General features: G+C 65.4%; 12 protein-coding genes. 2 read left to right on the forward strand and 10 right to left on the reverse strand.

All coding sequences use genetic code 11. The annotated features are described in order from the left end of the window. Nucleotides 1-3: 3 nt before the first annotated feature. Nucleotides 4-1,083: a D-TA family PLP-dependent enzyme gene (locus FNV92_RS21360; RefSeq protein ID WP_143844689.1), complete on the forward strand. Its 1,080-nt coding sequence runs from the start codon at nt 4-6 to the stop codon at nt 1,081-1,083. A 106-nt stretch (nt 1,084-1,189) separates the two neighbouring features. Here the strand turns inward: FNV92_RS21360 and FNV92_RS21365 are convergent, their stop codons facing one another. From FNV92_RS21365 to FNV92_RS21400, 8 genes are all read right to left on the reverse strand, one after another. Next, nucleotides 1,190-2,419 (reverse strand): BaiN/RdsA family NAD(P)/FAD-dependent oxidoreductase, encoded by a 1,230-nt coding sequence (locus FNV92_RS21365; RefSeq protein WP_143844688.1) that lies wholly within the window; start codon nt 2,417-2,419, stop codon nt 1,190-1,192. Between the two features lie 80 nt (nt 2,420-2,499). After that, complete coding sequence (locus FNV92_RS21370; protein WP_015686756.1) at nt 2,500-3,417, reverse strand: SDR family NAD(P)-dependent oxidoreductase; 918 nt, start codon at nt 3,415-3,417, stop codon at nt 2,500-2,502. Nucleotides 3,418-3,535: 118 nt separating this feature from the next. Continuing rightward, entirely contained in the window at nt 3,536-4,012 is a 477-nt protein-coding gene (locus tag FNV92_RS21375) for a MaoC family dehydratase (protein ID WP_143844687.1), read from the reverse strand. 6 nt (nt 4,013-4,018) lie between these two features. Next, complete coding sequence (locus tag FNV92_RS21380; protein ID WP_143844686.1) at nt 4,019-5,737, reverse strand: AMP-binding protein; 1,719 nt, start codon at nt 5,735-5,737, stop codon at nt 4,019-4,021. Continuing rightward, entirely contained in the window at nt 5,737-6,627 is an 891-nt protein-coding gene (mmsB, locus tag FNV92_RS21385; RefSeq protein WP_244623657.1) for a 3-hydroxyisobutyrate dehydrogenase, read from the reverse strand. Before mmsB ends, FNV92_RS21380 begins: the two co-directional genes overlap by 1 nt. Before the next feature lie 31 nt (nt 6,628-6,658). Beyond that, nucleotides 6,659-7,726 carry an enoyl-CoA hydratase/isomerase family protein gene (locus tag FNV92_RS21390; protein ID WP_143844684.1) on the reverse strand — a complete coding sequence of 356 codons (1,068 nt, stop codon included), beginning with the start codon at nt 7,724-7,726 and terminating at the stop codon, nt 6,659-6,661. Then, nucleotides 7,723-8,868 (reverse strand): isobutyryl-CoA dehydrogenase, encoded by a 1,146-nt coding sequence (locus FNV92_RS21395; RefSeq protein ID WP_143844683.1) that lies wholly within the window; start codon nt 8,866-8,868, stop codon nt 7,723-7,725. Before FNV92_RS21395 ends, FNV92_RS21390 begins: the two co-directional genes overlap by 4 nt. Before the next feature lie 22 nt (nt 8,869-8,890). Next, on the reverse strand, nt 8,891-10,387 hold the full coding sequence (locus tag FNV92_RS21400) for a CoA-acylating methylmalonate-semialdehyde dehydrogenase (protein WP_143844682.1): 1,497 nt from the start codon (nt 10,385-10,387) through the stop codon (nt 8,891-8,893). A gap of 102 nt (nt 10,388-10,489) precedes the next feature. Between FNV92_RS21400 and FNV92_RS21405 the strand changes: the two genes are divergently transcribed. Then, nucleotides 10,490-11,398, forward strand: coding sequence for a LysR family transcriptional regulator (locus tag FNV92_RS21405; RefSeq protein ID WP_143844681.1), 909 nt, complete (start codon nt 10,490-10,492; stop codon nt 11,396-11,398). A 3-nt stretch (nt 11,399-11,401) separates the two neighbouring features. On the opposite strand, the gene FNV92_RS21410 is transcribed toward FNV92_RS21405, so the two are convergent. After that, on the reverse strand, nt 11,402-12,022 hold the full coding sequence (locus FNV92_RS21410) for a TetR/AcrR family transcriptional regulator (protein WP_143844680.1): 621 nt from the start codon (nt 12,020-12,022) through the stop codon (nt 11,402-11,404). Nucleotides 12,023-12,091: 69 nt separating this feature from the next. Further along, nucleotides 12,092-12,622 (reverse strand): PaaI family thioesterase, encoded by a 531-nt coding sequence (locus tag FNV92_RS21415; RefSeq protein WP_143844679.1) that lies wholly within the window; start codon nt 12,620-12,622, stop codon nt 12,092-12,094. Between the last annotated feature and the right edge of the window lie 106 nt (nt 12,623-12,728).

Here is a 12,728-nt window from a genome sequence, read left to right on the forward strand (position 1 = left end):
CCGATGACCACTCCCCTCGCCGCCAAGATCGCCCGCGAATACGGCACGCCCTGCGCCGTCATCGACATGGACAAGGTCGAGCGCAACATCGCACGCATCCAGAAGGCCTGCGACGACGCCGGCATCGCCAACCGACCGCACATCAAGACGCACAAGAATCCGACGATCGCGAAGATGCAGATCGCGGCCGGCGCCAAGGGCATCACCTGCCAGAAGCTCGGCGAGGCCGAGATCATGGCCAATGCCGGCATCGACGACATCCTGATCAGCTACAATCTGCTCGGCGAAGAAAAGATGGCGCGGCTCGGTGCGCTGCAGGCGAAGGCGAACATGACGGTCGCCGCCGACAATGCGACCGTCGTCGCGGGTCTGCCGAAGGCCGCCGCGGCGTCAGGCCGACCGCTCTCGGTCGTGGTCGAATGCGATACGGGGCGCAAGCGCGCCGGCGTCGAGACACCGGCGGAAGCGATCGCGCTGGCGCGCGAGATCGCCGCGTCCAAGGGCCTGCACTTCGCCGGCTTCATGCTGTATCCGACCGAGACCGGCTGGGCCGACGCCCAGAAGTTCTACGACGAGGCGCTGGCGGGCGTCCGCGCGCACGGGCTGGAGGCGACGATCGTCTCGACCGGCGGCACGCCGAACCTGAAGAACATCGGCAAGCTCAAGGGCGGCACCGAGCATCGCTTCGGCACCTATATCTACAACGACCGCATGCAGGTCGCCGCCGGTGCCGCCAGCTGGGATGACTGCGCCTTGCACATCTATTCGACGGTGGTGAGCCGTGCCGCGCCCGAGCGTGGCATTCTCGACGCCGGCTCCAAGACGCTGACCACGGACACCGGCGGGCTCGACGGCCACGGCCTGATCCTGGAACACCCCGAAGCCAAGATCGCGCGTTTTGCCGAGGAGCACGGCTTCCTGGACCTCTCTCGCAGCAACACGCGGCCGAACGTCGGTGACGTCGTGCGCATCGTCCCCAACCATGTCTGCGTCGTCGTCAACATGATGGACGAGGTGGTGATGGTGCGCGGCGAGGAGATCATCGGCACGCTGCCGGTGTCGGCCCGGGGCAAGCTGAGGTAGACGCAGCTCTCTCGGCCGTCATGCGAGGAGCTCTTGCGCCGAAGCAATCCAGACTACCTCTGCGGAAGGATCCTGGATTGCTTCGCTACGCTCGCAATGACGGTGGTTAGCGCCTCAGCCACTCCAGCACGCCCCTGCCCGCCGCGGCCCCCGTCGCGAACGAGGCCTGCAACAGATAGCCGCCCGTCGGCGCCTCCCAGTCCAGCATCTCGCCGGCGGCGAACACGCCTGGCAGCTTGCGAAGCATGAAGTGGTCGTCGAGTTCGTCGAAGGTGATACCGCCCGCCGTCGAGATCGCACGATCGATCGGGGCAACACCGGTGAGCTGAACCGGGATGGCATTGATCAGGTATGCAAGCTCCGCCGGCGAGAACGATGCCAGTGGATGTCCGGATGCTATGGCGGCTTCCTGCATCAGGCCGATGCCGACCGGCGACAGCTGTGCCGCCTTGCGCAGGAAGTTGGCGAGCGACTGCTTGCCGCGCGTCCCCGATAGCCGCGTGGCCAGGGCAGTCGTGTCGAGATCGGGCCGCAAGGCGATCATCAGCGTCGCGTGCCCCAGACCCAGCACCGCCTCGCGGAGCTCCGCCGACAGCGCATAGATCGCGCCGCCTTCGATGCCGCTGCGCGTGATCATCGCCTCGCCGCGCAGGGTGTGTGATCCGATGGCGAGCGCCACGCCCTTGAGCGGCTGGCCTTCGAAGCGATCACGGAAGACGTCGGACCACGCGACCGTGAAGCCGGAATTGGCGGGCCTCAGCTTCGAGATGGCAATGCCCCTTGCCGCGAGGAGTTCGACCCAGCCACCGTCCGACCCAAGTCGAGGCCAACTTGCGCCGCCGAGCGCGAGCACGGTTGCCTTTGCGTCGATTGCAAGCCTGCCGTCGGGTGTTTGGAATGTGAGCCGCCCCTGCGCGTCCCATCCGGTCCAGCGATGCCGAAATGCGAATTGCACGCGCGCCGCATCGAGCCGCCGCAACCAGGCGCGCAACAATGGCGAGGCCTTGAACGTTTTGGGAAACACACGCCCGCTGCTGCCGACGAAGGTCACCTGTCCAAGTGCCGCGCTCCAGTCGCGCAGCGCATCGGGCGGAAACGCCTCGATCGCGGCACGCAGATGTGGCGGCGCCTCCCGGTAGCGGGTGAGAAAATCCGGGAGCGGCTCACTGTGGGTGAGGTTGAGACCGCCGCGGCCGGCCATTAGGAATTTGCGGCCGGCCGATGGCATGGCGTCGTAGACGGTGACGCGGGCGCCGCCCTGCGCCAGCATCTCCGCCGCCATCAGGCCGGCGGGACCTGCACCGATGACGGCAACATGGTTTTCAGGTGGAGTCATGGCCGGAGTTTAGGCCAGATTCTCCGGCCTGGCTCGTCATTCCGGGTTCGCGCTACGCGCGCCCCGGAATGACAGCGGGGCTACAGCTTGATGCCCGCCCGTGCCGCCGCCTGGGCCACGTATTTCTGCGTCTGCTCGAACGCGCCCTGCAGCGCCCTCGCCTTGGACATGTCGCTGATCTCGGCGAAATGCGCGGCGACTGCGTCCGGCGTCCACTCTGACTCCGGCAGGTTGATACCCTCGCTCTCCAGGATCTTGATGACGGCGAAGGAGCCTGCGCCAGCGCCCATGATGGTGCGGGTCGGCGCGTCCTCGCTCAGCATGTACTCGACGGCGGGCGTGATCGCGTTCGGCTTCATCAATTGCAGCGCCTGCGGCGGCAGCAGCTCTTCGGTCATGCGGGTCGCCGCGGTTGGCGAGATGATGTTGACACGGATGTCGTTCTTGCGGCCTTCCTCGGCCAGCACGTTCATCAGGCCGACCATGCCTGATTTCGCCGCGCCGTAATTGGCCTGGCCGAAATTGCCGTAGAGGCCGGAGGACGAGGTGGTCAGCACGATGCGGCCGTAGTTGCGCTCGCGCATGCCGGCCCAGACCGCCTTGCAGCAGTAGAAGGTGCCGACGAGGTGCACGTCGAGCACCTTCTGGAAATCGGCGGCTTCCATCTTGCCGAACGACTTGTCGCGCAGGATGCCGGCATTGGCGCACATCAGATCGACGCTGCCCCACTCCTTGGTGGCGCGGGCGACCATCGCGGTGACCTGCTCGAAATTCGAAACGTCGGCGCCGTCGGCCATCGCGGTGCCGCCCGCCTTGCGGATCTCCTCGACCACCGTTTCCGCCGGCGACAGCGAGCCGCCGCTGCCGTCGCGTGCGCCACCGAAATCGTTGACCACCACCTTTGCGCCGCGGCTCGCCAATCCCAGCGCGTGCGCACGTCCCAGACCATTGCCCGCGCCGGTGACGATGGCGACGCGTCCGTCGAACCTGATTGCCATGAGTGTGCTTCCTGGATGCTGTTTCGTCATGGCCGGGCTTGACCCGGTCATCCATCAATTCGACAGGCTTTTGAGCAGCGATGGGTTGCCGGGTCAAGCCCGGGAACGACGCCTCAGATCAGGCAAAATAGATCAGCCCGAGCCAGTCGGCGACCAGCGCGGGCTTGTCCTCGCCTTCGATCTCCACGGTGACGTTGGTGCGGGACTGCAATTCGTTGGGCTTGCGCAGCTTCGCTTCCGCCAGCACGAAGCGGCCGCGGATGCGCTTGCCCGAGCGTACCGGCGAGATGAAGCGCAGCTTGTCGAAGCCGTAATTGACGCCCATCGTCGTGCCCGCGATCGCCGGCATCACTTCGTAGGACATCACCGACATCATCGACATCGTCAGGAAGCCGTGCGCGATGGTGGTGCCGAACGCCGTCTCCTTGGCCCTCTCGGGATCGACATGGATGAACTGGTGATCCTCGGTGACGTCGGCATAGGTGTCGATGCGGGGCTGGTCGATCAGGTACCAAGACGAGACGCCGATCTCCTTGCCGACCAGAGCCTGATAGGCCTCCAGCGTGATCGGCGGCTTCTTCCAGATTTCGTTCATTTCGCTTCAGGTCTCACTTCTAGTTTTCGACAGCTCCGGAAAATCCTCCTCGCGGAATTCCCGGCCGCGCAAGGGATCATTGCGATCGTCGTCGCGTTCCAGCCGTCGTAGCTGGACGCGGCGGATTTTGCCAGAGATCGTCTTCGGCAGCTCGGTGACGATTTCGAGACGGCGGATACGCTTGAACGGCGCAAGGCGGCTGTGCAGGTGCTGGAAGATGGAGAGCGCGGTCTGGTCCGTCCGCTCGGCGTCTGCCGTCAGCAGCACGAACGCCTTGGGGATTGCGAGCCGGATCGGATCGGGGCTCGGCACCACGGCCGCTTCCGCCACCAGCTCGTGCTCCAGCAGCACGCTTTCCAGCTCGAACGGGCTGATGCGGTAGTCCGAGGATTTGAACACGTCGTCGGAGCGGCCGACGAAGGTGAGATAGCCGTCTTCGTCCTCGAACACGACGTCGCCGCTACGATAGAGCGTACCTTCAGCACCCGAGAGCTTGCCGTCATCGGTTTGATAACCCTGCATCAGGCCGGCGGGACGGTGGGCGCCCAGCACCAGTGTCACCTCGCCTTCCTTTGCGGGATGGCCATCGGCGTCGCTAACCTGCACGCGGTAGCCCGGCAGCGGCCGGCCCATCGAGCCGACCTTGATTGTCTGCCCTGGCGAATTGCCCGCGAGCGCAGTCGTCTCGGTCTGGCCGTAGCCGTCGCGGATGGTGAGCCCCCAGGCGGCCTTCACCTGGTCGATCACTTCGGGATTGAGCGGCTCGCCGGCGCCGCAGACCTCGCGCAAGGCCACCTTGAACGATGCCAGGTTCTCCTGGATAAACAGCCGCCACACCGTCGGCGGCGCGCACAGCGTGGTGACGCCGCAGCGGCCGATGGTGGCGAGCAGCGCCTTGGCATCGAAGCGCGGCTGGTTGAGCACGAACACGGTCGCGCCGGCGTTCCACGGTGCGAAGAAGCAGCTCCAGGCATGCTTGGCCCAGCCGGGTGACGAGATGTTGAGATGGACGTCGCCGGGCTTCAGCCCGATCCAGTACATGGTGGAGAGATGGCCGACGGGATAGCTGCGCTGGCTGTGCAGCACGAGCTTAGGTTTTGCCGTGGTGCCCGAGGTGAAATAGAGCAGCATCGGGTCGTCGGCATTGGTGGGGCCGTCCGGCGTGAAGCTCTCAGACGCCTTCGCCGCCTCATCATATCCGAGCCAGCCGTCGGAGCCGGCACCTACCACGATGCGGACGACATTCTCGGTGCCAAGGCTTGCGAACTTGGCGACCTGGTCCTGCGCGGCCACCACCGCCTTCGCCTTGCCGCGATCGAGCCGGTCGCGCAGCTCGTCGGCGGTGAGCAGCGTGGTGGCGGGAATGACGACGACACCGAGCTTCATCGCAGCCAGCATCGTCTCCCACAGCGGAACCACATTGCCGAGAAGCAGCAGAAGATGATCGCCGCGCTTCAAGCCCTGCGCGCGGAGGAAATTGGCGACCTGGTTGGAGCGCCTGGAGAGCGCCGCAAAGGATAGCTTCGTCTGCTTGTCCTGCGCGGCATCGACGATCCAGAGCGCGGGCCGATCCTTGCTCTCCGCATTCGCCGCCAGCTCGGCGTCGAACCAGTCGAGCGCCCAGTTGAAGGGAACCGGATCGGGCCAGCGGAAATCCTTGGCCGCTGTCTCGTAGTCCGTGCGATGTTGCAGAAGAAACGCGCGCGCGTCCTGAAATGTCGTCATTAGGCTTTCCCGGCCAGCCCCCTAACGTGCTTGATAATTCCGGAAAAATCCACCCCACCCTGCCCGTCCCTGTCGAAGGCCTGGTAGATTTCCTGCGCATGCAGGCCGAGCGGCGTCGCGGCGCCCGCGGCCTTCGCGGCGTCCTGTGCCAGCGTCAGATCCTTCACCATCAGCGCCGAGGCAAAACCCGGCTTGTAGTCGTTGTTGGCGGGCGAGGTCGGCACCGGACCCGGCACCGGGCAATAGGTCGTCAGCGACCAGCACTGGCCCGACGAGGTCGAGGCGACGTCGAACAGCGCCTGGTGCGAGAGCCCGAGCTTTTCGCCGAGCGCAAAGGCTTCGCTCACCGCGATCATGGAAATGCCGAGGATCATGTTGTTGCAGATCTTGGCCGCCTGGCCTGCGCCGGCGCCGCCGCAATGCACGATCTTCTTGCCCATCTTCTCCAGCACGGGTTTGGCCGCGGCAAACGCACTCTCATCGCCGCCGCACATGAAGGTGAGCGTAGCGCCCTTGGCGCCGCCAGTGCCGCCGGAGACCGGCGCGTCGACCGAGAGCACGCCGCTCCTGGCCGCGAGCGCGTGCGCCTGACGCGCGCTTTCGACGTCGATGGTCGAAGAGTCGATGATCAACGCGCCCTTGGTCATGACAGGGACGACCTCGTTCCAGACGCCGAGCACATGCTTGCCGGCCGGCAGCATGGTGACGACGACATCGGCGCCCTTCACCGCGGCTGATGCACTGTCGGCGATGCCGGCGCCGTCAGCCTTGGCTTGCGCGCGCGAGGCCTCGACGAGGTCGAAGGCCACCACCTTGTGCCCGGCCTTGACCAGATTGGCCGCCATCGGGCCGCCCATATTGCCGAGACCGATGAATGCGATCGTGGCCATCTTCATTTCCTCCGCTGTGACGTTTCGTTGATTAGTTGAACTTCAGCTCGTCGGCGCCGATCCCGGCGAGATACGGCGCAAGCATCTCCGGTGTGACGTCCTCGATCCGCGGCGGCGACCAGGTCGGGTTGCGATCCTTGTCGATCACGGCGGCGCGCACGCCTTCGCGGAAATCGTCGCTGCGAAAGACCTCCAGCGCGGCGCGATATTCGCGCACCAGACACTCCTCGAGGCTCGAGGTCGTGCGCGCGAGCCGCAGCAGCTTCAGCGTCACCATCATACCGCGCGGTGACTTCTCATTGAGCGTCTTCAGCGTGGCCAATGCGAACTCGGAGCCGTCACGCGTCAGCGCAGCGACAATGTCCTCCATGCGGTCGAAACCGAACAACGCATCGATCATCGCCTGCTTTGCCGCCACCGGACCGGCCGCATCGCCCGTCGCGAAACTGTTGATGAGCTTGCTGACTTCGGCCGGGCTCGCTGCTGGACCAACCCGCATCAGTGCCTCGCGCAGCTCCGGCCATTTGGCCGCGGGCACCACGGCATCGGCGAACTTCGCGTGGATCGCGTCGGGGCCGTTCATGGTCTGGCCGGTGAGGCCGAAATAGGTGCCGATCTCGCCGGGCGAGCGCGACAGCAGCCAGGTGCCGCCGACGTCCGGGAAAAAGCCGAGGCCGACTTCGGGCATCGCAAGTTTCGTCCGATCGGTGACGATGCGATGGCTGGCATGGCCTGACAGGCCGACGCCGCCGCCCATCACGAGGCCGTCCATGAACGCGACATACGGTTTCGGATATTTCGCGATCCGCGCATTCATGATGTATTCCTGGCGCCAGAACCGCGCGCCGAGGTCGCCGCCCTCGCGCGAGCTCTCCCAGAGGCCGCGGATGTCGCCGCCGGCGCAGAGGCCGCGCTCGCCGGCGCCTTCCAGGATGATCAGGGCCACTTCCGGATCGGTCTCGAACTTGTCGAGCGCGGCGTCGATGCCTTCAGACATTTCCAGCGTCATTGCGTTGATCGCCTTGGGCCGGTTGAGCCGGATCACGCCCGCCGCGCCCTCGCGGCGAACGATGAGGTCGCCCTCCTCCACTGCAGTCATCGCGCGCCCTCGATCAGTTTGCGCGCCACGATGAGCCGCATGATTTCATTGGTGCCTTCGAGGATCTGGTGCACGCGCAGATCGCGCACGATCTTCTCGATGCCGTATTCGCTGAGGTAGCCGTAGCCGCCGTGAAGCTGCAGCGCCTGGTTGGCGACCTCGAAGCCGGCATCGGTGCCGAACCGCTTGGCCATCGCGCACAGCATAGTCGCATCGGGGTCCTTGCGGTCAAGCGCAGCGGCGGCGCGCCACAGGAAGGTGCGCGCGGCCTCGAGCTCGATCGCCATGTCGGCGAGCTTGAATTGTAGGGCCTGGAATTCGTCGAGGCGTTTGCCAAACGCCTTGCGCTCCTTCATGTAGGCGCGCGCCTTGTCGAGCGCGGTCTGGGCGCCGCCGAGCGAGCACGCCGTGATGTTGAGGCGGCCGCCGTCGAGGCCGGCCATCGCGATCTTGAAACCGACGCCCTCCTCGCTCAGGCGATTGGCCACGGGCACGCGGGCATTCTCGAACATCACCGCACGGGTCGGTTGCGCGTTCCAGCCCATCTTGCGCTCATTGGCGCCGAACGAGACCCCCGGCGTCTTGCCGTCGATGACAAGGGTCGAGATACCGCCGGGGCCATCGCCGCCGGTGCGGACCATCGTGACGAGGAGATCCGTGCCGCCGGCGCCGGAGATGAACTGCTTCTGGCCGTTGAGGACATAGTGGTCCCCGTCGCGCACGGCGCGGGTGCGCAGCGCTGCCGCATCGGAGCCGGCGCCCGGCTCGGTCAGGCAGTAGCTCGCAATCAGCTCCATGGTGCAGAGCTTCGGCAGCCATGTGTGGCGCTGGGTGTCGCTGCCATAGGCATCGATCATCCAGGACGCCATGTTGTGGATGGAGATGAAGGCCGACGTCGTCGGACAGCCTGTCGCCAGCGCCTCGAAGATCAGCGCCGCATCGAACCGCGTCATTGCGGAGCCGCCGACATCCTCGCGGATGTAGATGCCGCCCATGCCGAGCGTCGCCGCCTCGCGCATCACCTCGACGGGAAAATGCTTCTCCTCGTCCCAGCGCAACGCGTGCGGCGCGATCTTCTCCGCCGCAAACGCCAACGCCATGTCGCGAACTGCGACCTGATCCTCGTTCAGAGCGAACTGCATCCCGGCCTCGCTCCTGAGAGGATCACTTCATCAGCGGGATCGAGAACTCCGCACCTTCCTTGACGCCGGACGGCCAGCGCGAGGTCACCGTCTTGGTCTTGGTGTAGAAGCGGACCGAGTCCGGGCCGTGCTGGTTGAGATCGCCGAAGCCGGACTTCTTCCAGCCGCCGAAGGTGTAATAGGCGATCGGCACCGGGATCGGCACGTTGATGCCGACCATGCCGACATTGACCTTGGCCGCGAAGTCGCGCGCGGCGTCGCCGTCGCGGGTGAAGATGGCAACGCCGTTACCGTAATCATGCTCGGACGGCAGCGCCAGGGCTTCCTTGTAGTCGTGCGCGCGCACGACCGAGAGCACGGGGCCAAAGATCTCTTCCTTGTAGATCCGCATGTCCTTGGTGACGTTGTCGAACAGCGAGCCGCCGAGATAGAAGCCGTTCTCGTAGCCCTGCATCTTGAAGCCGCGGCCGTCGACGGCAAGCGTCGCGCCTTCCTTGATGCCGATGTCGATGTAGCCCTTGACCTTCTCGACCGCCTCGCGCGTCACCAGCGGACCGTAATCGGCCGACGGATCGATCGAGGTGCCGATCTTGAGCGACTCGACGCGCGGGATCAGCTTTTCCATCAGGCGGTCGGCGGTGGACTTGCCGACGGGAACGGCAACCGAGACCGCCATGCAGCGCTCGCCGGCCGAGCCGTAGCCGGCGCCGATCAGCGCATCGACGGCCTGGTCCATGTCGGCGTCCGGCATGATGATGGCGTGGTTCTTGGCGCCGCCAAAGCACTGGCAACGCTTGCCGGTCTGGGCGGCGCGCTCATAGATGTACTGCGCGATCGGCGTCGAGCCGACGAAGCCGACGGCCTTGATGTCGGGATCGTCCAGAATGGCGTCGACCGCTTCCTTGTCGCCGTTGACGACGTTGAGGATGCCGGCCGGCAGGCCCGCCTCCATCATCAACTCGGCCAGCATCATCGGCACGCCGGGATCGCGTTCCGACGGCTTGAGGATGAAGGCGTTGCCGCAGGCGATCGCGGGGGCAAACTTCCACATCGGGATCATCGCCGGAAAATTGAAAGGCGTGATGCCGGCAACGACGCCGAGCGCCTGGCGCATGGAATAGATGTCGATGCCGGGGCCGGCGCCTTCGGTGTACTCGCCCTTCATCAGGTGCGGGATGCCGCAGGCGAATTCCGCGACCTCGAGGCCGCGCTGGATGTCGCCCTTGGCGTCCGGCACGGTCTTGCCGTGCTCGCGCGCCAGCAGCTCGGCGAGCTTGTCGTAGTCGCGCTGCACCAGCTCGACGAATTTCATCATCACGCGGGCGCGGCGCTGCGGATTGGTCGCGGCCCATTCCGGCTGTGCGGCGCGCGCGTTCTCGACGGCGGCGCGGACCTCGGCCTTGGACGCCAGCGCCACCTTGGCCTGAACGTCACCGGTCATCGGCTCGAAAACGTCGGCGGTGCGGCCCGAGGTGCCCTTGACCTCCTTGCCACCGATGAAATGTCCGACTGCGCGCATGGAATGAACTCCTTAGATCCCGGTCTGATCGCTTTGACAAATCCTATCGACCTGCATTTTATAGGATTCAAGTCTGAGATAATGCACCATAGATGTGCGGAAATGCTGGATCAAGGTCACATCGACTGGGACGACTTCCGCTTCGTGCTGGCCATCGTGCGGGGCGGGTCGGTGTCGGCTGCAGCCAAGCAGCTCGGCGTCGACCATGCCACGGTGATCCGCCGTGTCGACCGGCTGGAAAAGCACCTCTCGGCCAAGCTGTTTGACCGGCGCAAGACCGGCTACCTCCTCACCGAGGCCGGCCAGCGCGTCGCCGACAGCGCGGAAACCATGGAATCGACCATCGTCGCCAACCAGGAGCAGGTCGGCGGCTCGGTGGCGCGGCTGACCGGCACGGTGCGGATCGGCGCGCCCGACGGGTTCGGCACGGCCTTCCTGGCGCCGCGGCTGGCGCCGTTCGCGGACCGCTATCCGGACCTCGATTTGCAACTTGTAGCCACCGCCCGCCTGTTCAGCCTCTCCAAGCGCGAGGCCGACATCGCCATCAGCCTGACCATGCCGAAGGAAGGCCGCATCGTCGGCCGCAAGCTGCTCGACTACCGCCTCGGGCTTTACGCGGCGCCCGCCTATCTCCACCGCTCCCCGAAAATCACCTCGCGCGACGTGCTGCCGCAGCACCGCTTCGTCGGCTACATCGAGGAGCTGCTGTTCACGCCGGAACTCGACTATCTGCCGCAGGTCTCGCCGCGGATTTCCGCGCGCTTCCGCAGCGCCAATCTGATCGCGCAGCTCAATGCCACGCTTTCCGGCTTCGGCATCGCCGTGCTGCCGCATTTCATGGCGAGCGATTATCCGCAGCTTATGGCGGTGCTGCCCGAGGAGATCTCGATCACAAGGACGTTCTGGATGCTGATGCACGCCGACAGCAAGGATCTGGCGCGGATCAGGGCGGTGGCGGATTACATCGGTGAGATCGTGGAGCGGGACCGGGCGCTGTTTGCGGGAAGGTGAAGCCTAACTCTGCTTCGCCTTCTTAGCCACCGTCACCTTCGGCTCGCGCTTTGCACCCTCGAGCGCGCTGTCCTTGCCGGCCTTCAGCACCTCGTCCGACAGCTCGCTCGAGCCGGCAATCCGCGCCAGCAGCATGGTCCCGGCCATGGTCGCCAGCGTCGCGATCGCCTGCTTGCGCGCGGCCTTGCGCGGCAGGTTCGGGATGAAGTCGGTCATCATCTCGACCATCTCGTCGAGCTTGCCGGCAAAGGCCTTGCGGGTCTTCGGGCTCTCGCGCGCGATCTCCGCGCCCAGCGCGGGAATCGAGCAGCCATGGCCTGGATTGTCGCGGTGGAGTGTCGACAGATAGGTCTCGACGATCTGGGTGAGCTGCTTCTCGGGCGCGACCTGATCGGACTGCTTGCGCCAGTGCTCCATCGAGCGGTCCATGGCGTAGCCAAAGGCCTCGATCACCAGCGCCTCGCGCGAGTCGAAATGCGCGTAGAAGCCGCCATGGGTCAGGCCCGCTTCCTTCATGAGGTCGGCGACGCCGATGCCGTGGGCACCCTTCTCCCGCAGCCGCACCGAGGCCTTTTTCACGATGCGGTCGTGGGTTTCCTGCTTGTGTTCCCGGGAATAGCGCATGCACGTCTCATTGAATGTCGAAGATCATTTCATAACACAGGAACGGCCCGGCGTGTGCATTAATTCATATTAAGTTGTTACGCCGATCATGGAAAAGGTTGCAGTTGCATGGACTGCGAGCGAGCCCTTGCCGTCGCGCACGAAGCCCTCGGTGTAGCTGGTCTGGCGGCCCAGCTTCATCACTTTACCTTCGGCCGAGATCAGCCCCGACCGGACCGACAGCGGCCGCAGGAAGGTCATTTTCAGGTCGAGTGTCACGGACGACTGCCCGGCCTCCAGCCGCGTCGAAATCGCACAGCCCATCGCGGTATCGATCAGCGCCGCCGCGGTCGCGCCGTGCAAAAGGCCGATGGTATTTTCGAGGTCTTCGCGCGGCTCCAGCTCCATCACGATCCGGCCCGGCTCGACCACGGCCATCGTGAAGCCGATCAGCCTGGCGAAGGGCGGCGGCGGCAAACGGCCGTCGCGAATGCCCAGCATCGCGTCCATGCCTGATAACCCCATGGCCACTCTGGCGACCGGCGCGGGAACCTGCCAGTCCACGATGCGCTCGCGCCGCTGCGCGGGCGAAAACAAGTCGAGTTGATCGTCACTGATCATGGCCGCCTCTTTATATGATGTATATCATACTATGCCACGGATTTCGCACTGGCAACTCCGTCTCCCCTGCCTGCTTGACAAGACCGGCGTTTCGGCCCGGAAGTGA

Source organism: Bradyrhizobium cosmicum (assembly GCF_007290395.2).
In the GTDB taxonomy this organism is placed as follows: Bacteria; Pseudomonadota; Alphaproteobacteria; order Rhizobiales; family Xanthobacteraceae; genus Bradyrhizobium; species Bradyrhizobium cosmicum.